Source organism: Staphylococcus caprae, from assembly GCF_003966625.1.
Classification (GTDB): domain Bacteria; phylum Bacillota; class Bacilli; order Staphylococcales; family Staphylococcaceae; genus Staphylococcus; species Staphylococcus caprae.
The window spans coordinates 641,982-663,343 of record NZ_AP018587.1 but is presented as its reverse complement, the minus strand read 5'-3'; the positions used below and the strand labels follow the sequence as shown (position 1 = coordinate 663,343).

Here is a 21,362-nt window from a genome sequence, read left to right as displayed (position 1 = left end):
AAAGCATAAAAAAAGAGTATAATATTAATTCCTTATTAATATTATACCCCACTTTTATTAACTAAGTATTAAATTTAACGTTTCTTTTCAATATCTTTATTAATTAATTCTCCGATATATTGAGACGCTTTACCATCATCCACTGAACAGAATCGATCGTAGAAAGCATCAATTTTATCTTGATACTCATTTTGTACCTTCTCTAAATCTTTTAACTCTTTTGCTAGACCATATGGTTCTGTATAGATTGGACCAGGTAAATCCTTCATATAATCCATATAGAAGCCACGTAATCCTTTATCATACTTGTCGATATCATATGCAAAGAAGAACTGTGGACGTTTTAAAATACCGTAATCAAACATCACAGATGAGTAATCGGTGATTAAGCAATCACTAATTAAGAATAATTCTGAAACGTCGTTATAGTTGGAAACGTCGATGGCAAAGTTTTCATATCCAGATAAGTCTAAAGCATTTGAAATAAGATAATGCATACGTAATAGGATAACGTAATCATCACCTAGTTCTTTATATAAATTTTCTAAATCAATTTTCAATTCAAATAGATACTTACCTTTACTCACAAACTCATCGTCTCTCCATGTTGGTGCATACATGATGACTTTTTTATCATGTGGTAAATTGAGATTCGTTTTAATTTCCTCAATAAACTTTTTATCATTTGCTCGATTTACCAATACATCATTTCGTGGATATCCAATTTCTAAGATTCTAGGTTCATCCATCCAGAATGCACTTCTGAAAATTTCAGATGAATATCTATTAGGAGAAATAAGGTAATCCCAACGTGAAGTTTCACGATTGAAATTGCGTTTATATTTAGAAGTTGTTGTTCCAGGCATACGAACCACTTTCATGTCGTTAGCAAGACGTTTCAATGGTGTACCATGCCAAGTTTGAATATATGTTTGATTCTCTTTTTTGTTTAAATATAAAGGCGTACGCGCATTAGAAACCCAATGACTTGCTTCAGAATAAGCCTGATAAAACTCAGTTGAACCACGTTTCACTTTAATTGCATTACCTGGAATTACGCTCTTGTCAGGGTTTTTAAGTGACCAAACGTAGCGGTAATTTGGATAGTATTTTTGCATATATTCATAAATATATTTAGGACTATCACTATAGTTTTTACCGCCAAAGGCTTCGAATACAATTGTTTGAGGCTTAACATTCTCTTCCTTATCTGTTAATTCATACATTGAACGTTCTTTATTTTTTCTTCTCAACACAACGTTCTTCACATGGCGCAATGTCTTTCTGAATTGATTCACTTTAAAGGCTTTATCCGTATCATCATTCATTAATAGTATTGTTTCTATCATATTGATAAGTTTTTGTTGTTTAACAAGATGTACATTGAGGAAGCGTGATAGTTCTACAAGTGTATTTTTATGTGCCTCATATCTTTGCTTAATATCATAGTGTGTAGGATCGAAATCTCTCGCAATTCTATTTTGCATTTTATAAATAATAAATTCACGTGTCATTTTGTTTGAAGTACGTTCTAACGCATCGTAGAAACTTCTGACGTAATCTTCAAATAATACATCAAAATTCTGTTCACTTAACGTTAATGTCTCAAATGGATCATACACTTCGCCACGGAAGTAGAATGGGAAATTCAGGATACGAATGAATTTGTTGACATATTTCATGTATTCAAGAAGGAATGACCAATCAATATAAATATCCAAATCTTCATTAAATCGAATATGATGTGCTTTAACAATCGCTGTTCTAAAAATAATATTACAAGCTGTCTGCTTTCTTAAAAATGAATTTAAATTTTGAGCGGCATGGTAATATTCAACTTTCACTCTATCTAAATCGACATATTGCGGACGTTTAATTGAAAATGAATGTATTGGAGCGACTAATCCATCGGTTGAATTTAACTTTTCCAAATAAAATGTTACCGCATAAGAAGCTAGATCATCATCAGCGTCTAAAAACATAAAATATGGTGTATCTACTTCATCTAATGCAACGTTACGCGCGTGTGCGTGTCCTTGGTTACGGTCTAATTTAATATAATTGACCTCTTTGTTATAGTCCTTTAAAGCTTCTTTCATTAATTGTTCACTTTGGTCCGTAGAACCATCATTAACGATAATGACATCAAAATCTTGAGTTCTTTGTTGTTTAATACTTTCCAAGCAACTTTGAATATATTCCTCTGAATTATAATATGTGACAATAATTGTCAGTGTATTCATACTATACGTCCTTTCTTTCTACTATATAAAAATGATCCAACATGTAAGTTTTAGATAAATTATGTAGGAATACTACTTAATGGTTTACTATAAATTAACTTATAATTAATGGAAATTTAATGTTACAATTATATCTAAAATTTGCCACAAACGCTAATAATAATAGGTACACCCTTTTATATTTTAATGCCTTTAATATAAACACAGTAAATTCTATTCCAACATTTATATCAATGTCTTCTCCATGATTAAATCTCTATCAATCACATCTCCTGTATAAAATTCATGAGACCCCGTGATTTCAAATCCTCTTTTTTCGTAAAAGCGAATCGCTTTAGGATTATGTTCCCACACACCTAACCAAATTTTAGTTTTGTCATGTTCATGTGCTTTTTTAATAGCTAAATCAATCAAACGGTGGCCTCTACCTCCACCTTGATAGTTCTCATCAAAATAAATGCGCTGCACTTCTAAATACGCATCACCCATTTTTTTCAGTTTGAGCGTCATTAATATTTAATTTTAAATAACCCACTACCTGTTCGCCAACCTCGTAAAAATAATGAAACGATGCTTTATTTTGGAGTTCATTTTCTAATTTATCTAGATGATACGCGTCATCAAAAAATTTATTAAAGTCTTCGTCACTATAGGATGATTTAAATGTATTATAAAACGTTCTTTTAGCTATATCTTGTAAAATGGTTACTTCATCAATTTTCACTTCACGAATACGTTCATTCATCATCAACATCCCCTTTTTATCGTTTAAACCACTTTAACGTATTTTAATAAAAATGGCACTGTTTTTTATTCGTAGCATCAAACCTAATTATTTTACAATACTATCATTTGGGTATTGATAATATTTATCAATGAGTATAAAGTTATAGATGAAAATCGTAAAAAATAGAGTGAGGTTATATTATGTTAGGAAGTATGTTTGTCGTAGGTATCACTGGCCCAACGAGTTTAGTCGTTATTGCAATTATTGCATTAATTATATTCGGACCAACGAAATTACCACAATTTGGTAGAGCAATCGGTTCAACTTTGAAAGAATTTAAATCAGCAGCTGAACATATAGACGAAGATTCACACGAAACTCCCAGTAAAGCATCCAAATCACAACGAGAACAATCTAAGTAATTCTTCATTAATAGAACATTTTGGTGAATTGCGTCATAGACTAGTCGTTATCTTCATTGCATTTATTATTTCAGTCATCATCGTTTACATTTCATCTCATTGGTGGATTCAATCATTGATTAGATATATTAAACGTGCACATGTTACGTTGCATACTTTTTCGTTTACAGAAACAATTCAAATCTATGTCATGATTATATTCACAGTTGCGATATGTATTATTATACCAATCATTTTTTATCAACTCTGGTCATTTGTTGCACCAGGTTTACATGCATATGAACGACAGTTTATATATAAATACAGTTTTTTCTGTGCAATTTTATTTATTTCAGGGGTTGCCTTTGCCTTTTTCATTGGCTTCCCTATGATTATTAACTTTTCGGAAAATCTATCTCACCTACTAAGTATTGATCAAGTTATCGGATTCAAAGCTTATTTAGGAGAACTAATAAGATGGTTACTCGTCTTTGGATTTATATTCCAATTACCTATATTATTTATGGGATTAGCACATTTCGGATTAATTGATGTGACTCAGTTAGGACGTTATAGAAAATATGTTTACTTCGCATGCTTTGTTGCAGCAAGTATTATCGCACCACCAGATTTAATTTTAAATTTGGTATTAACATTGCCGTTAATTATTTTATTTGAAATCAGTATGTTTATTGCGAAAATTACATCCCGAAAGCAAAAAGGGAGTGAGACAGAAATATAATTTATCAAAATTATTTTCGTTGTCTCTCTCCCAACTTGCATTGTTTGTAGAATTTCTTTTAAGAAATTCTCTATGTTGGGGCCCCGCCGGCAAGGATGGCTAGGATTGAAAGAAGCTTGATATAAGCGCACTTTCAATTCAGACATCTACTGCCAATATGTTAAAGAAGGTTGAGACAATTGATTATGTCCCAACCTCTTTTTATTTATAAATGATTCTTTTTACGTTGTTTAAATACAAAGAAAAGTATCAACACAATAAGAATAATTTGAGCAGTAATTGTTTCAATGCTTGGATAGAATCCAATCCAACTGATTGTAGGAAGTCCTTCAATACTATGTTGAGGCATCCAACCTAATAATTGTAATTTTTGAATACTTACACCTAACATTTTAAATGTCATGATAAAGATAAGTATTGAAAGTACTCTAAAGATATAGTGTACTGGAATTAATTTTACAATGAATCTAAACGCAAAGGCGAAGATGATTAAAATCACAATAGCTATTGCGATACCGATAATGAAGTCTTGGGTTTTAATACTTCCTATCATACCCATATAGAATATAATGACCTCGACACCTTCACGGAGCACTGAAATTAAACCAATTGTACCTAACAATACGAGATTACCATTACTAATTGCATTCTGATACATCGATTGAATCATTTCATTCCAACGTTTCGCACTCGAGCGATTATGCATCCACACGCCGACAACGTACATCAATATAACTGCAACAATGCCTAGCACAGCCTCCATACCCTCACGTACAATACCATTGTTACCAATCGTTGCAATGAAGATGACTGCAAGTGTAATACTTAAAACTAAACCTAGAAGCGCTCCACCAATAACGCTGGATGTGCCTTTATGGTCTTTAACTTTACGTGTCATTGTTGTTAACGTCATAATAATAAGTAGCACTTCTAAACCTTCACGTAAGAAGATAATCATCACATCGACAAAGGTATAATCACCTGTTCCAACAGTGTCTTTGATATCGTTATTAATATCTTTTAAACCATCTTTAACACGTTCTTTATTACTATGATCTAATATACTTTGATAATAAGGAATCTTGTCTTCAATCGTCGTGTATAAGCTACTATTTTTTGTTTGGATTTTCCCTTCGACGTATGGCCAAATTTGAATGAATTTAGATAAGGCTTCGTCAGTTTTATTTAAATCGTTGTTGTTAATACCACTAATCGCTTTATCTAATTCGTCATTTAATTGCGTGACTTTGTACTTTCCATTATCTTCAGAAGACTGTTTCTGATCTACCGTGTCGATACTCGATTTAAAGGTATCCCATGCATTTTTAACTTTCTTAGTATCTAACGGATCCTTTTGAACGGCAACACGAAGTTGCATTAAATTGACTTCGATTGTGCCATATTTTCCTTGATCATAATTACGAATTACCGTCTCATGACTTGTCCATATTTGATTTAAGCTATTATTAATTGATTCTAATTCTGAACGATTTTTACTTTTAATCGCTTTTTGTATGGGCGCATCTTTCGCATCTACTGCTTGTTTAAGCTCTTTTATTTGACCTGACGCATCTTTAGAAGACTGAGAATCTTCATAAGCAATTAATGCTTTAGTCAATTCGGATAGCTTATCTCCCTGTGTATCTGAAGATTTAGCATTTTCAACTTCTTTTAATTTACTTTTAACTGCTTTACCTTCTTTGTTATCTTTCACATTTAAAGCATCAATTTCTTTTTTTACATTGCGAATCGCTTTTTGCTTGTCGCTATCTTTTTTAGAATCATCATTAATTGTTGATTTAGCATCTGTAATCGATACATATGCTTCACTCATTGAAGCATCTTCTGCATGTACAGGTGCTACTTTTAATACAGTTAATAATAGAATTAAGATGGCAAGTATCTTAATCGAATAATGTTTCACCGAGGTATCCTCCCTTTTTTACACCAGGTAACACGATAAATGTTGCGGAGGCACGATGTGTAATATATTCGTTTAATTTATCTTTATGACCTAAATGATTTTGAATATCAATAAATTGTTGTGTTGATTTTTGGAAGCAAATAAATAGTAATCCAGTTTCTAATGCACCCGTCTTCTCATTTGTTCCTGCAACATAGTTATAGGCACGACGTTTAATAGAAGTCTTGGCTTCATGCGCTAAGCGTGCATGTGCATCTTCAGGAATGACGTATTGACCACTGCTATCTTTTGCTTTCAAATCGAGTTCGTCAAACTCTTTCTTACCTGTAAGCGGCGCTCCAGATTGACGTTTACGACCAAACGTAGCTTCTTGTTCCTCAAGCGCAGTACGGTCCCAAGTTTCAATATGGATTTGAATACGACGAATAATACAGTATGTCCCATTTTTAGCCCATCCATCATTAATAAATACATAATCTTTATATTCATCAGTATGACGAGGATTAACTGTACCATCTTTAAATGCCATTAAATTACGTGGTGTTTCGTGAAGTTGGCCTGATACGAAACCTGTTTGAGACCATTTGACTTGTACAACATCTCTAAATGGACGTATTAAATTATGAATTGCATGAAATGTGACTTGATCGTCCATTGAACACGCTTGAATCATAATGTCTCCATCACTATAATCATCAGAAAGTTGATCATTTGGGAAGTGTGGTAAATCTTTATAGTCTTTAGGTATCTTATCTGACATACCTATCTTCTTAAGAAATGATTTACTTACGCCAAACGTAAGTGTGAGCTTACTTGCACTTAAACCAATCGCTTCACCTGTATCAACAGGAGGTAGTAAAGGATTGTTGCTTTCTTTTCCTACAGCATCACCATCAGTCATTTGTGCCGCCATCTTAGTCCACTGTTTAAACATCTCTTTAATTTCAGATTTATCTTTTGTCTTCAAATCTAAAGCGACGAAATTAATAGACCGCTGTGTTGGCGTAGTTATTCCAGCTTGAACTTTGCCATAGAACTCATATGCATCCTTCTCTTCATCTTCTGGCGTATCAAACATTGATTTAAATGAGAAGATACTTCCGATACCACTTGCTCCAATCATTACGCCAGCCCCACCGATGCCTAACATTTTTAAAAATGAACGGCGCGACATTTGCGATGATTGATCTTTATCTAATTTACTCATTCTGTAACCACGGCCATCTTACTTAACGGTTCACCTAAAGAGTTAACAGCATCAGATAATGCCTTTCTATCCTTCTTAGTTACTTCATTATATGATTTGTAACCGTCACCGTCTTTATATTTATCTAACAGTTTATTCACTTTATCAAAGTTCTTTTGAATATCAGCACTTAACTTTTTATCTTTCTTCTCTAATGTAGGTTTGAATAATTCATAAATTTTTTGTGCACCTTCAATATTAGCTTTGAAGTCGTATAAGTCAGTGTGTGAATAGATTTCCTCTTCACCAGTAATCTTAGATGTTGAAACTTCGTTTAATAAGTCAACTGAACCTTGCAACATTAATTTTGGCGTAATATCTAAAGTGTCTGCTTTCGCATGTAACTCTTTCGCATCTTTTAATAACTGATCTGCATCTTTTTTAGTCGTGCTATCGATTTTATTATCTTGATATAATTGTTTTTCGATTTTATGATAACCAGTCCATTGATCCGCTTTTTTCTCTTCTTTCATATCAGCTAAACGAGCATCAATTTTAGGATCTAAATCACCAAATGCTTCTGCTACAGGCTCAGAACGTTCATAGTACATACGTACTTTAGGATACAATTCTTTCGCTTTTTGCATATCATTATCATGAATCGCATCAACAAATTTTTGAGTTCCTTTTAAGAATTGATCAAGTTGACCATCTGTATATTTCTCATACTTTTTAGTTGCTTCGTTTAATTCTTTTTTATTACTACTGTTGCTGCTATTATTATTTGAACTTGAACTATTTTTATCGCTGTCATTATTTCCACATGCTGCTAATAACAATGATGATGCTAATAAAATCACTGGTAATTTCTTCATTACTTCACCTCATAAAAAATTTAAACTATGTATTGTTAAGACATTCAATCTCCCAATGAGATTCATACAAAACTTCTCAATTGATAATCATTATCATGATAATTATATTCGTGGGTGTTATTTGTGTCAATAACAACTCTTTTAACTTTTTATCAAAATATCATTTTAATTTTTAAATGAGAAAAGGTACTTTATAAAGATAGTCATTTTAAAAAGTAAAATTACTGGGTAAACAATAATTAAGTAAATTTAGAACCAATGAATACATTTAACTATGCGAAGTTGATATATAAAACATTTGAAGGAGTGACTGATAATGGTTGAAAAATTCAAAGCTTTTATAGTTAATCAAGACGAGAATGGCAAAGTTTCACAAGAATATAAAACCCTAACAAAAGATGATTTACCTGAGGGAGATGTCCTTATCAAAGTACATTATTCAGGTATCAATTATAAAGATGCGTTAGCTGCACAAGATCATAATGCTATCGTGAAAAAGTATCCAATGGTCCCTGGTATCGATTTGGCAGGAACGATAGAAGAAACAAATGCACCTGGTTTTGAAGTTGGAGATAAAGTCATCGTCACAAGTTATGATCTAGGAGTAAGTCACTATGGAGGATTTAGCGAATATGCCCGTGTTAAATCAGAATGGGTGATTGAATTGCCTGAAGGTTTAACTTTAGAAGAAGCGATGATTTATGGAACAGCAGGTTATACTGCTGGTTTAGCCATTGAAAAGTTAGAAAAAGCTGGCATGTCAATTGAAGGTAATGAAGTGCTTGTAAGAGGTGCGACTGGTGGTGTTGGTACATTGGCAATGCTGATGCTAGATAATTTAGGATACGATGTTGTCGCAAGTACAGGTCGTAAAGATGTTGATAACCAACTAAAAGAATTAGGCGCCACTGAAGTAATTGACCGTTTACCTGATAATGATGATAAATCACTTGCTTCTCGTACATGGCAAGCTGCCATTGACCCAGTAGGTGGTAAGAACTTACCTTATATTGTTAAACGTTTAGATAATAATGGTAGCGTAGCTGTCATTGGTATGACTGGTGGAACGGAATTCGAAAGTTCTGTCTTTCCGTTTATTTTAAGAGGTGTGAGTATCATCGGTATTGATTCTGTATTTACACCTATTAAATTACGTAGACGTGTATGGAGACGATTAGCAAGAGATTTAAAACCTGATCAATTACATGATATCAAGCATATTATCTCATTCGAGGATATTCCTGATGCTATTGATAAAGTCATTAATCATGAAAATACTGGACGTATTGTCATTGATTTCAATGCTTAAGTATAAATAATGTATGAAAAAGCGCGCGAGTGGATCTGATACCCACTCGCGCGCTTTCAATTTAATATTTGATGTACATTCCTTTTGAATAGGGTTCTGTACTTTTGAAACCGAACTTTTCATAAAGTTGATCTGCTGGATAATCTGCCATCAAGCTGACGTAGGTTCCTTTTTCTGCAACACTATCAATATAAGTCATAATTTCTTCCATTATTTTACGACCATAGCCTAAACCTTGATGACTTTTATCCACTGCGATATCTACTATTTGAAATGCGGTACCGCCATCACCAATTACGCGTCCCATACCTATTAAAGTTTCTTGCTCATAAATTGTGACGTTAAAGCAAGCATTGGGTAACCCCTTTTCAGCCGCTTCAATCGATTTAGGACTCATACCTGCGTTCACTCTTAAATCACAATAGTCTTGAACTTTAGGCGCCTCAAATTTAACTAATGCCATCCCTATTTCGTCCTTTCATTCAACTCAATACAGATATTGATTAACGATATCTTCATTAGATTCTTTAAAAATGTCGTTATGACTTGATACATAGCCTTCAGTAGCTGCCTCCGGATTTATATATGTTTTGGCTAAATTTGCAGCATTACCTGCGTCACTAAACGCACTTGCAATCAGATGAACCTTTGCATCATGATGCACAATATCTCCACAAGCATATATACCATCGACACTCGTTGTGGTATTTCCAAATCCTTTAACACGATATTCGTCATAAAGTTCAAATTGAGATGTACAATCTTTGAGTAGTGGATTCTCATGATCGAAACCATGACTAATAATCACCTCATCAAAGTCTTGAGTTTCTGATATACCAGTCTCAACATTTTCTAATTGAACTTGACGGATGCGTGTCTCATTGTCGTCTCCAATGAGTTGTTTAATTTTAGTATTTGGCAATAATTGTACACCAAGATTTTCCAAAATCCTATTCATCGCTTCATAACCACTCGTTTCTGCTTTTCGATAAACGACTGTAACACGATTGGCGATTTTAGCAATATCTCTCGCCCAATCTAATGCTGTATTGCCGCCTCCTGAAATGAGCACATTTTTGCCTCTAAATTTTGAAAATGATTGCACTACATAATGAAGGTTAGTGAGTTGATATCGTGCTGCTCCCTTAATATCAAGTGGTTTAGGATTGATTATACCTCCACCTATGGCGAAAATAACTGCTTTAGATTCGTAAATATGTCCCTCTTCTGTTTCAATTTCAAAATGTCTTTCTGAAACTTTGCGTATATCAGTTACACGTTCATTCAAATTGACTTTAGGTTGAAAATGCAAACCTTGTTGAATCATATCTTCAATAATTTGGTAACATGGCTTAGGTGCCACGCCCCCGATGTCCCAAATAATTTTTTCTGGATAAATTTGCATTTTGCCACCCAATTTATCTTGCACGTCTATGATTCTAACTGACATCCCTCTTAATCCAGAATAGAAACTTGCAAATAATCCAGCTGGACCGCCACCAATAATTGTAACGTCTTCCATATGATTTCCTCCTATGATGTATGTAAATTACATCAGATATTCCCCAATGATAATAGTTATCATTTAACACACAATCATTATACTATAGTGAAATAGAAGATTGAAAATATTAAAACAACGCTCGCAAAATAAAAAACTCGTGAGTTCAATATCTCACGAGTTTTAGACTATAGATAACTCTTCGAAATATAAAGTTAAAATTCCAATACTACGTATTTCTTTCAAGAAAATATGTCTTCTCGAATGACAGTAATTTTCTAATATTCTTTATACTTCAATTTTCCTTACGTTAATCTCTGGGTTCTGTAATGATGGCTTGTCTGAGTAAAAAGAAGAGTAATAACAGTCCTGCAAGCATTCCAGTGTGTCCTATACCTGCAAAGCCTGCTAATGCTTCTGGAGAGTATTTAGCACCAACAACTTGTAGTGTGCCTTTAACTGTCATCATTCCAATTGTCACAATGACACCTAAATGATAAACGACGAAGAACCAATTAAATAAATAATAACTACTTAATTTAAATACCTTTTCAAGTGGTAATAATAGTAAGAACATAAACATCCCCAATATGAGTGTATGAGTATGCACAAGCGCTAATTGTGTATCGCCCGTAAAATGATGCGCTTTCGTTAATTCTCTATAATAAAAACCACTTAGTAATCCTATAATCATATAAAAAAGAAAAGAATATAGTAATCTACGCATGATGAGTCCTCCCTCACGATTATATTATAGAACATATTGTTAAATATTAAAGTGACAAAATCACGAAGAATCGTTGTAGTAATAATAAAAATCCCTGAAAAGGATTACTGAGATCCCCTCAGGAATTTTTAGCTAATACTTATTTTTTATTACGTGCATGTTTGAATAAAGCAACTAATGAAATAATAATTGCAAATATAGATACTATCCATAAAGCGATAGATCCACCACCAGTGGATGCTGATTCATCAGATTTATTATCATTTGCACTCGCACCTTTTTTCACTGTAGTTGTTGGTGCAGGATGTTCGCTGTCCTCTTTACCAGTCCATTTTACAACATCACCATTGTCATATGTTTGATATGCCTTCCATTTAAATGTACCTTCATCTTCTGGATTAGCTGCAACGATTGGGAATTCGATAAATTCATTAGGTCCAATACCTTTCCCTGTTGCTGTCCAAGTAATTTTAGTGATATTGCCTTTTTTATCTTTCTCGAAATGATGTTTGAATCCCTGTACAGGTGCAACGTTTGCAACATTTACACCTTTAGGTACTTTTAATTCAACTTTTACAGTATTATCATCTTGTTCGACAGGCACACGCACATCGTATTTATCATAAGATCCTGGTTCACTTTGATTAGGATTTAGCGTGACATGGGCGTCAGCGTATTTAAAGCACCCTATTGCAAAGAATAAAATCACTGTCATAGATATTAATTTTCGTAACATCATTGTCCTCCTTAACTTGGAATATTAATTTGACTCATCATCACGCCAGCAAAGATTAATGCTATACCGATAATAAGTTCTATATATAATGTTGGTTGATTTACTTTATTTCTTTTACCTAAAGCTTTGGTTGTCTGATAGAAACCTAAAATCATCATTATTAAAGTACCAATCACTTTGAGGATCATAAATATTGTCCAAGCTTGTAGATGACTCCAAATTGTCAGTATGTTTGTTTCATCTATCGCCATCAACACACCAGAAATAATTAATATAGCTACAGCTGTGATATTTGTTCTTAACAACATCTGTCTCACATTAGTTAATTGATTTCCGCGTTCAGTTTTGGCATAACAGATGAGATAAATTAAGGCACCTAGCCATAATGTCATACCTGCTAAATGTAACGTTCTTATGATGATAGACCATAAAGGTATATGTTGTGACCAAGCATGTCCTGACATCGCTATTGCTAATATCATCGCAAGTGATACCAACCAGTACCATACTTTTTCCATATCTTTAAGTGTCATCAATATGAATAACACGATTAGAGCAATTGAACTAATAATATATGGAAATTGCATAATGACATCTGCTTTTAACGTTAAAATATCATTTAACACATCTGACGTGAGTGTCATCATGTAAACAATCATCGACATGAGTAATGTCATTGCCATTATCCAAGTAACGCCTACTTGTTTAGGTAAGACATTAAATTGTCGTAAACCTCGTCGTTTGGCAATACCATTTACCCAGAACAAGCCAACTAAAATAATTGTCGCGCCCTCTGTCAGATATCTAAAGACACCGAACCAAAAACTTGGTTGCGCATAAAAAGCATCTGAAGTGTCTACATTTTTGGCAGTCACTTTTCCAACAGAGAATTCAAATTTATTACTGACCTCGTGGCCATCAGCAGAAATTGCATGCCATTCAACCGTATTTGTTCCTTTAGCAATTTGATCACCAGGGAACTCTAAAGTTTTAGACCATCCTGAGGTCGTCGGCTTGACTTCACTGATTTTCTTACCTTTATCATTATATAATGTTATATTTGAATATTTTGCATTCACAGGTTCGTTATATTCCAATTGAATTTCTTCTGGCTTTTCTTTAACAACACCCTTTTCTTGAGGCGTAGTCTTTTCTAAAGTTGCATGTGCAGAAGCTTGATGTTCAAAGGCTGGAACCAATGTCATGAAAAATATAATCACCAATGCAATGATGTACTTAGACATCTTATTACGTAGTAACATTGAAACCTCCTCTTATATGTCCTTATAAATTTTGCCCTGTTTTCAATGATATAGCTTACATTTTCACTTAACAATAACAATTCTAATTTTTCACTATTTAGACAAAAAAGAAGACAAGTTAGAAACCTTCATTAATACTGTTTCTAAACTTGCCTATAGATTAATTTGAATTATGCTTCTGCAAGTAATTCGTCTCTATCAACAGCTAATTGATTACGTAATAAATAAACGATGAGCATAGCTGCTAAAGCACAAAGTGTTTCAGCAATTAATAATGACCATACCACACCAGTTAATCCGAAAAGATGTTCCATTACAAATAGTACTGGAATGATTACAGTCCCTTGTAGTATCGCCATAATTGTGGCACCTCGTCCTTGACCTGTAGCTTGTAACATACCAGTGAATAAAAAGCCAATACCATTAAGAAGTAATGATGTCATAGTGACTTTTAACATGAAGGTCGCAAGATGAACGATGTGAACATCTGTACTAAATAATTGGATAATTTGATGACCGAAAAGTAATACAACACTCATACTTATCACAAAAATGATTGCAATAGAGATAATAACCGCTTTAATTGTATCTTTCATTCTATCTTTGTTAGATACGAAATTATATGCAATAAGTGGAATTACGCCTTCACTCAATCCCATAATAATTAACTCAGGAAATTGAACAAGTCGAAACTGTATTCCATAACTTGCAATCGCATAGTTTCCATATTTCGCTAAGAATAGGTTTAATACTAATCCAGTCACGCCCATTAATACGACCATCAAGAATGCTGGAATACCTATTTTAAAGATTTCAGCTAACATCTCAGATGTAGGTGTTGCATCTTTTAGTCGAAGTGATATCGATTCATTATTTTTTGAAAAGTAAATCACAAAAAAGAGTGCGGCAACTACATTAGAAATTGCTGTTCCTAATGCTGCACCAACGACATTTAAATCTAAACCAAAAATGAAGATAGGATCTAAAATCATATTTAAAACTACACTAGATAACATACCAATCATTGAAATAATAGGTTTCCCCACAGCGCGTGCAAATTGTTCTAAAATAAAGAATACAATGACGAAGGGTGAGCTTAAAAACATCACTTTTAAGAAGTTACTTGTATACGTTAATGTTTCACCGCTAGCACCTAAAATATGTGCGATTTGATCTGTAAAAGGTAAAGCTATCATTGCAATGATAATACCTAGAATAAAACCTGCATATGTTGAGAAGCTTCCTACATGTTTACCTTTACTGTAATCTTTTGCACCAAGTAAACGAGAGATAAATGTACCTCCACCGACGCCAAAAAGATTACCAAATCCCATTAACACAGCAAAAATAGGTAAAGTAAGTGAAATCGCTGAAATCATATGGCTATTATCTAAAAATCCTATGAAATATACATTTAAAATACCATAAATAACACTAAGTAATGACCCAATCATCATTGGAATTGAGAAGTGCATCATTGCTTTAAAAATTGGAGATTTCTCAAAATAATATAGTTGTTCGTCTTTCATTTCATAAACTCCCTTTTCTTTTTGTTTAGATACCTAATAATTAGATATCTAACTATATATTTAAAATTTAAGATTAGAACCTTTGTGCCACATACTAAAGTACAGATGATTTCAACACTATAGTTCTAATCTTGCATTTATTTTAAATTGTTCATCATTCTATCAAAATATTCTCTTAACTTTTCTTTATCATTGTCGGTGAAATCTTTTAACATATTCTCTTCAATCTCATCAAAGATTTTAATAAATGATTCAACCAGTGTAATACCTTCATCAGTGAGTTTCAAAAGTTTGCTTCTGGTATCTTTAGGGTTGACTTTACGGTATATGAGTCCTTTGCTCTCAAGAATTTTCAAAGTACTACTTACTGTAGATCCTTTTCGATCAAAGGCTTCTAATAATGTTTTTTGGGTCATTCCCTCTTCTTGATGTCGATAAATGTAACCAAGTGTATGGCTTTGTTCTTGAGTTATACCAAAGTCATCTAACCTTTTATCTGCGTAGTTCTTCATTTGATGTGCAAGACTACGAATCAAATATTGAAATGTTAAATTCATTGTTCCACCTCATTTAGTTAGATATCTAAGTAATATAATAGCACGTATATCGAAAACGTCAATCCGATATATTAAAGTTCTAATTTTCTGATAAATTAGTGCGTATTGCTTTTTACTTTGTCCACATAAAAAGTTTGGGCTATTACACCCAAACCTTTTCCTATTTATGAACTTTTTTCAACTTAATTAAAGTGCTGTATATCCGCCGTCCACTGTAATAACAGAACCTGTTACAAATGATGAAGCATCAGATGCTAAATATAATGCTGCGCCTTGTAATTCTTCTGGAACGCCAGGTCGTTTCATTGGCGTCATATTCATCCACGTATCTATCATGTCGCCACCTTTTGCAAAGTAGTCTTTAGTGAGTTCTGTTTTCATATAACCTGGTGCAATCGTATTGACTCGAATATTATGTTCAGCCCATTCATTCGCTAGACTTTTCGTAAGCATAATAACAGCTGCTTTAGATGTATTGTATGCAGCTTGTGGTTGAGGTGAATTAACAATTACGCCAGACATGGAAGATGTATTTACAATCACACCATGTTGTTGCTTGCGAAATACTTCACCTACCGCATTCGTTACAAGTACCATACTATTTAAATTCACGTCCATCGTTTTCTTCCATCTATCATAAGGCATATCTTCAAATTTCACATGCTCATTAATACCAGCATTATTGAATAAGATATCTATGTGTCCGAAAGTATCCATCGTTTCTTTGACCATTGCATTGACTTGTTCTAAATTTGTAACATCTACCTCACAAGCAATTGCTTTATTATCTGTTGCTTCTTCAAATTCTTTAGCAGTTTCTTGACCTACTTCCAGATTCATATCAGCGATGACTAAATTTGCTCCCGCTTCTGCTAAAGCTTTCCCCATTGCTTTGCCTAAACCAGATGCGCCTCCTGTCACAATTGCGACTTTGTCATCTAGTTTAAATTGATCTAATACTGACATCATTCTCCATCTCCTTGTCTTTATGTATAACAACATTTTAGCTTATTTATGTTCGTTTTCATAGTGTAAACGCTTACTTTTGTTCATTTGTATTTCTTTTAGTTCACCAAATATCATATATATGCTCAATGAATTTTTTTAAAATAAAAACAACGCTAGCTATTATTAAGCTAACGTTGTATTGGTCATATTAAGATGGTACTTCAGTACGTTTAGTGCTGTGTTTTCTAACAATGGCAGCAACTAAACTTGAAACAATACCGAAAATCATAAAGCCGATAAACACCCACATTGTTCCGTTTAATTCTATGGCTTTATTCATATATATAAGTTCTTTTAAGCTTGTAGTGTAATGAGTAAATGGATTCCAACCGTATGCCCATTTTTGATAGCCTCCAGGGAGCATTTGTTTTGGTAATGTAACCATTTGCATACTGAAGAACATGAGCAAGATAAAGATAGGTAATGATTTCATTCCTAACCAAACCATAATTCCTAAAATAAGTCCAACGAATCCCATAATTGCTAGAGCGATAAACAGCGCCACTCTATTAGGATGATCGAAGTGGAATCCTAAGACACCTTTCATAAAGTAAATATAAGCGAAACTTCCTAAGAATGCTGCTATAACAGTAGTAACCATTTGTCCTACTGAAGCGATAATTCTATGTTGAATTGCAAAGTTATTACTTGTTCTAAATGCAAAGAATAATAGAACGGAAGTAATCATTGAGCCCATCCATACTGGCATGAACATTAAGAATGGTGCATTACCGCCACCTTGATGGTCTTTAACTTTATTGACTTTTTGATTATCTACTTTAACTGGATTAGTAATACCTTGAATGTCTTTAGGACTTACATCTACATTTTGCTTTTGGAGTGTAGATAAACTTTGTTTTGTAATTTGTTTATTTAAGTTTTCACCGATGCCAGATAAAACGTTAGTCACAATATTTGATGCTTGTAAGTTAGAACCTTGGCTAACAATCGTTTTAAGATTTGCTTGTTTCACATCAACACTTTGATTACCCATTTTTTGTTTCATTTTTTGAGCTTGTTGTGCTGGAATTTCACCAGATTCAACTTTCTCTTTCATTTCTGATTTTTTACTATCCATGACAACTTTTTGAGTTTTACTCATCGCATTTTTTGAAAAGTCTTTTTCAAAGACAACTGCTCCGTAGTATTTCTCATTATCGAAACCTTTTTGCAAATCAGATTCTTTATCAACTTTGACCCATTTGATTTTATCTGAATCACTATCTAATAATTTATCTTCAATTTTTTTACCGATATCTACTTTATTACTTTGAATTGTTGTACCTTCGTCATTATTCACGATGGCAATTGGTAAATCTTTAGGTTTAGGATTAAATGCCGGATAAAATGCTAAAGAAAAAATAACTAAAATTACTATCGCAGCAATAGGCGCGAACCATAATAATTTACTTTTAAATATATTCATGAAATGACCTCCCTATTTTTATTGAACAATGTGTTGAATAATTTTCACGTTGTCTATTATAATAGGTAAGAACAATTTAACAATCATCAATTTATAGAGATACGTCTGTTATTGAACACATTGTTGTAAATTGTCTATTATTTTACGGGAGGTTATATTTAATTGAAAGAAGATAGGCGCATTAGAAAGACAAAATCTTCCATTAAGAAGGCATTTACAACATTATTACAGAACAAAGATCTAGATAAGATTACTATCAGAGACATTACATCTGAAGCTGACGTGAATAGAGGTACGTTCTATTTACATTATGAAGATAAATATATGTTGCTAACTGACATGGAAGATGAATGTATTTCAGAGCTTTCTCATCTTACACATTTCAACCATATAAACGGAGAAACTGTTGAAGAGATTTCTCAACTCTTTATTGAAAATGTACTGACAAAAATCCTTCAACATATTGATGATAATTTGGAGTTTTATCATACAATTTTACAGTTAGAACGTACAAGTAAACTTGAAGAAAAAATAAGTGAACTGATGAAAGAAAATATGAGTAGATATATGAGTATCAATCATGAAATCGATGGTATACCGGAAATGTATTTTCATAGTTATGTAGCTGGAGCTACAATTAATACAATTAAATATTGGGTTCTAGATCCTCATCGTATTTCAGTTGAAGAACTCACTCATCATATATATAAAATTGTTTTTAATGGACCATTACGTATCATGGCTGAATATAAATATCAAAAGAACAATGCTTAAATTAGACGCTTAAGAATCTAACTGTTAATCAAGTATAGAATATAAAAGATTTTGAAAGGAATAATAGTTATGATTACTGCTTATAAACATGCAAGTAGCAATTCAAATGAAATCATAGAAACTACAGTGGATCATAGCGCGTCATGGATTAACGTCGTTGAACCTGAACGTGAAGAAATCGAAAATTTAATGGAGTTTTACAATATTCCTGAAGACTTCATTCGTGACCCCTTAGATTCTGAAGAAAGCGCACGTATTGAATACGATGAAGATACAGGTTATTCACTTATCATCATCGACTTACCTATTGTCAATTCAACCAACCGACGTGTGTTGTCATTTGTCACAATCCCTCTTGGTATCATTATTGGTAATGGTATGATTATGACTGTTTGTGACGCTGAAAATGAATTCCTAGAGAATTTCGCACGACAAGATGACATTCATTTAAATTTTCATAGTCGCTTTGCACTCGAAATTTTATTAACGATTGCGAATCACTATAATAGGAATTTACGTTTACTCAATAAATCGAGAATCCGTATTGAAAAAGATTTGAAAAATAATATTACAAATAAACAACTATTTAAATTAATGGAAGTTGAAAAAAGTTTAGTTTACTTCTTAGCAGCTTTAAAAGGTAATGATACCATTATTAAAAAGTTATTCCGATTACCTGCAATTAAGCGTTTTGAAGAAGACGAAGAATTACTAGAAGATTTAGTAATCGAGAACAATCAAGCGATTGAAACAACCGAGTTACATCAACGTATCCTTGAGAGTATCACAACCTCGTATGCTTCATTACTCTCTAATGATATGAATACGATAATGAAGACATTAACGTTGTTCACAGTACTTCTCACACTCCCAACATTAGTGTTTAGTTTCTTTGGTATGAACGTACCATTGCCAATCGATGCGCATAGTTATGCTTCATGGGTTATTGTAGTAGGTATTTCTCTTATACTTGTTGCAATTGTAAGTATTTTCTTATGGCGCAAACAGAAATTATAGATTAAATATATGAATCATTTAAAACACGAATGCCTCAAAAAGACTGTAAGTTACAATCTTTCTGAGGCATTTTTATATTGTCTAACTCTATTAACAAACAACATGCTAAAGTGTCTGAAATCAAAGGTTCTAATATATCTGACTACATACCCATAATACGCATTTAATGGTTTTCAGTATTCACGTAATTTTAAAATCATGTGTAAGGGTATTGTTAAATATATGAATTGAGGTGAGTGAATCATGAAAGAACGAGGAAAAATTGAGAAACTATGGAGTGAAGAAAAATATCATGTTTTATTACATCATCAACATGCATATGACAATATTAGAGATATGTTAAAAGGTGACCCCTCCCTAAAAGAGGTCCAAAATGAAATTGCAAATGCATTAGCAATCACACCAACTAAAGGCTCTATTATTAATGCCTATGATCATATGTGGGGATATTTCAAAAAAGTAGCAACAGATGAAGAACAACACAAAGCATTATTATTAAAAAATAAATTTAATGATAATCAGCTCAATCAATTAACACTCCTTAATTATTTGAAAGAACTCTCAGACAAATATGAAGTGCGTTATCTTCAAAATAGTACTGTATTGAAACAATTAAAATAAGGCCAGGATATAATTATACCCTAGCCTTTACTGCAATTATGTACGTGCTATTTGATTCTGAAAAAAGATTTGGATTTCTAAGATGTGCCCGATATAAGACTTGATGATAATAACTTTGATGTACTGACTCGTCTTATTGTTAATGGGTTCTAATAACTAAAACATTAAGCTGATATTTAATAAGTTATAAAACTTATCATGGCACCACAAGAATTGTTTTTCTTTTAAATTAATCGTACTTCGGGGGAGAGTAATTTAACTAAAAATTTTCTAATTGTTGCTACTAAAACAATTGTTGTTGATCGATTATACTTTAAATGTTCATAGATGTAGATTCTAGTTGTTTAATTAAAGTTGTTTTATACATTTTAATAATTTGTCTTTACATTAGTTTGTCTTGATGTTGATTCTGGTTGTTAAAGAAAGAATGTTCGTCTCATGATGTAATTGATTCTTAGTTGTTTGAACATTTTCTTATTCCATGGTGCCATTACTTTCTAGATGCCTATTTCTAAGATGATTGATGAATAAGTTTCGAGAAAATTATTAAGTATAACTGAATTCTTCTTGTTGTTTATTCTATTGGTATAGTTAAACAATTAAAGGTAGAAAAATATGTGTTGTTTTTGATGTTTCTTTTTTTCTGTTGTCGATTCTAGATGTAATAAACAAACATCGTACATTTAATTGCTGTGATTTCTCTCCAAAAATTAATTCAATTTAAAATTAATCGTAAATCGTCTAAGACTTTACATCAACTTCTTTTTTGAATTTACATTGTGTCGAAATCTATATTT

Annotated in this window: 19 protein-coding genes and 1 pseudogene; 6 read left to right on the top strand and 14 right to left on the bottom strand. The window is 32.7% G+C overall.

Annotation, left to right across the window (positions count from 1 at the left end):
• Positions 1 to 74 precede the first annotated feature (74 nt).
• Positions 75 to 2,243 (bottom strand): bifunctional glycosyltransferase/CDP-glycerol:glycerophosphate glycerophosphotransferase, encoded by a 2,169-nt coding sequence (locus JMUB898_RS02965; protein WP_002443983.1) that lies wholly within the window; start codon positions 2,241 to 2,243, stop codon positions 75 to 77.
• Positions 2,244 to 2,468: 225 nt separating this feature from the next.
• Positions 2,469 to 2,988 (bottom strand): annotated as a pseudogene (locus JMUB898_RS02960) (GNAT family N-acetyltransferase).
• 182 nt (positions 2,989 to 3,170) lie between these two features.
• Between JMUB898_RS02960 and tatA the strand changes: the two are divergent.
• The gene (gene tatA, locus JMUB898_RS02955) at positions 3,171 to 3,392 is read left to right on the top strand and encodes a twin-arginine translocase TatA/TatE family subunit (RefSeq protein ID WP_002443985.1); all 222 of its coding nucleotides are present in this window, start codon (positions 3,171 to 3,173) and stop codon (positions 3,390 to 3,392) included.
• A gap of 10 nt (positions 3,393 to 3,402) precedes the next feature.
• Positions 3,403 to 4,113, top strand: a complete 711-nt coding sequence (gene tatC, locus JMUB898_RS02950) for a twin-arginine translocase subunit TatC (RefSeq protein ID WP_037541626.1) — start codon at positions 3,403 to 3,405, stop codon at positions 4,111 to 4,113.
• Between the two features lie 205 nt (positions 4,114 to 4,318).
• Here the strand turns inward: tatC and JMUB898_RS02945 are convergent, their stop codons facing one another.
• Genes JMUB898_RS02945 through efeO form a run of 3 tightly spaced genes read right to left on the bottom strand, consistent with a single transcriptional unit; the run spans position 4,319 to position 8,098 of the window.
• On the bottom strand, positions 4,319 to 6,037 hold the full coding sequence (locus JMUB898_RS02945; protein ID WP_002443987.1) for an FTR1 family protein: 1,719 nt from the start codon (positions 6,035 to 6,037) through the stop codon (positions 4,319 to 4,321).
• Positions 6,018 to 7,244, bottom strand: coding sequence for an iron uptake transporter deferrochelatase/peroxidase subunit (gene efeB / locus JMUB898_RS02940; protein ID WP_126514779.1), 1,227 nt, complete (start codon positions 7,242 to 7,244; stop codon positions 6,018 to 6,020). Before efeB ends, JMUB898_RS02945 begins: the two co-directional genes overlap by 20 nt.
• Positions 7,241 to 8,098 carry an iron uptake system protein EfeO gene (efeO, locus tag JMUB898_RS02935; RefSeq protein WP_044466794.1) on the bottom strand — a complete coding sequence of 286 codons (858 nt, stop codon included), beginning with the start codon at positions 8,096 to 8,098 and terminating at the stop codon, positions 7,241 to 7,243. Before efeO ends, efeB begins: the two co-directional genes overlap by 4 nt.
• Before the next feature lie 316 nt (positions 8,099 to 8,414).
• Between efeO and JMUB898_RS02930 the strand changes: the two genes are divergently transcribed.
• Positions 8,415 to 9,407 carry an acrylyl-CoA reductase family protein gene (locus JMUB898_RS02930; RefSeq protein ID WP_002443994.1) on the top strand — a complete coding sequence of 331 codons (993 nt, stop codon included), beginning with the start codon at positions 8,415 to 8,417 and terminating at the stop codon, positions 9,405 to 9,407.
• Between the two features lie 61 nt (positions 9,408 to 9,468).
• Here JMUB898_RS02930 and JMUB898_RS02925 read toward each other — a convergent pair whose 3' ends face one another.
• The 9 genes from JMUB898_RS02925 to JMUB898_RS02885 all read right to left on the bottom strand — a co-directional run bounded on the left by JMUB898_RS02925 (position 9,469) and on the right by JMUB898_RS02885 (position 18,153).
• Positions 9,469 to 9,870, bottom strand: coding sequence for a GNAT family N-acetyltransferase (locus JMUB898_RS02925; RefSeq protein WP_002443996.1), 402 nt, complete (start codon positions 9,868 to 9,870; stop codon positions 9,469 to 9,471).
• Positions 9,871 to 9,894: 24 nt separating this feature from the next.
• Positions 9,895 to 10,929 carry an NAD(P)/FAD-dependent oxidoreductase gene (locus JMUB898_RS02920; protein ID WP_002443997.1) on the bottom strand — a complete coding sequence of 345 codons (1,035 nt, stop codon included), beginning with the start codon at positions 10,927 to 10,929 and terminating at the stop codon, positions 9,895 to 9,897.
• 289 nt (positions 10,930 to 11,218) lie between these two features.
• A complete protein-coding gene (locus JMUB898_RS02915; protein ID WP_002443999.1) occupies positions 11,219 to 11,635 on the bottom strand; it encodes a DUF2871 domain-containing protein in 417 nt (138 codons plus the stop codon).
• 139 nt (positions 11,636 to 11,774) lie between these two features.
• The gene (locus tag JMUB898_RS02910; protein WP_037541628.1) at positions 11,775 to 12,371 is read right to left on the bottom strand and encodes a YcnI family protein; all 597 of its coding nucleotides are present in this window, start codon (positions 12,369 to 12,371) and stop codon (positions 11,775 to 11,777) included.
• Between the two features lie 11 nt (positions 12,372 to 12,382).
• A complete protein-coding gene (locus JMUB898_RS02905; protein WP_002444002.1) occupies positions 12,383 to 13,633 on the bottom strand; it encodes a copper resistance CopC/CopD family protein in 1,251 nt (416 codons plus the stop codon).
• A gap of 170 nt (positions 13,634 to 13,803) precedes the next feature.
• The gene (locus JMUB898_RS02900) at positions 13,804 to 15,162 is read right to left on the bottom strand and encodes an MATE family efflux transporter (RefSeq protein ID WP_002444004.1); all 1,359 of its coding nucleotides are present in this window, start codon (positions 15,160 to 15,162) and stop codon (positions 13,804 to 13,806) included.
• Positions 15,163 to 15,299: 137 nt separating this feature from the next.
• Positions 15,300 to 15,719, bottom strand: coding sequence for a MarR family winged helix-turn-helix transcriptional regulator (locus JMUB898_RS02895; protein WP_002444006.1), 420 nt, complete (start codon positions 15,717 to 15,719; stop codon positions 15,300 to 15,302).
• Between the two features lie 186 nt (positions 15,720 to 15,905).
• Complete coding sequence (locus JMUB898_RS02890; RefSeq protein WP_080981441.1) at positions 15,906 to 16,685, bottom strand: SDR family NAD(P)-dependent oxidoreductase; 780 nt, start codon at positions 16,683 to 16,685, stop codon at positions 15,906 to 15,908.
• A 190-nt stretch (positions 16,686 to 16,875) separates the two neighbouring features.
• Positions 16,876 to 18,153, bottom strand: coding sequence for a YhgE/Pip domain-containing protein (locus JMUB898_RS02885; protein ID WP_126501900.1), 1,278 nt, complete (start codon positions 18,151 to 18,153; stop codon positions 16,876 to 16,878).
• 162 nt (positions 18,154 to 18,315) lie between these two features.
• Here JMUB898_RS02885 and JMUB898_RS02880 point away from each other — a divergent pair, with 162 nt between their 5' ends.
• From JMUB898_RS02880 to JMUB898_RS02870, 3 genes are all read left to right on the top strand, one after another.
• On the top strand, positions 18,316 to 18,927 hold the full coding sequence (locus tag JMUB898_RS02880) for a TetR/AcrR family transcriptional regulator (protein WP_002444012.1): 612 nt from the start codon (positions 18,316 to 18,318) through the stop codon (positions 18,925 to 18,927).
• Positions 18,928 to 18,996: 69 nt separating this feature from the next.
• Entirely contained in the window at positions 18,997 to 19,944 is a 948-nt protein-coding gene (locus JMUB898_RS02875) for a magnesium transporter CorA family protein (protein WP_002444014.1), read from the top strand.
• Between the two features lie 243 nt (positions 19,945 to 20,187).
• Positions 20,188 to 20,565 carry a DUF1722 domain-containing protein gene (locus JMUB898_RS02870; protein WP_002444015.1) on the top strand — a complete coding sequence of 126 codons (378 nt, stop codon included), beginning with the start codon at positions 20,188 to 20,190 and terminating at the stop codon, positions 20,563 to 20,565.
• Positions 20,566 to 21,362 lie beyond the last annotated feature (797 nt).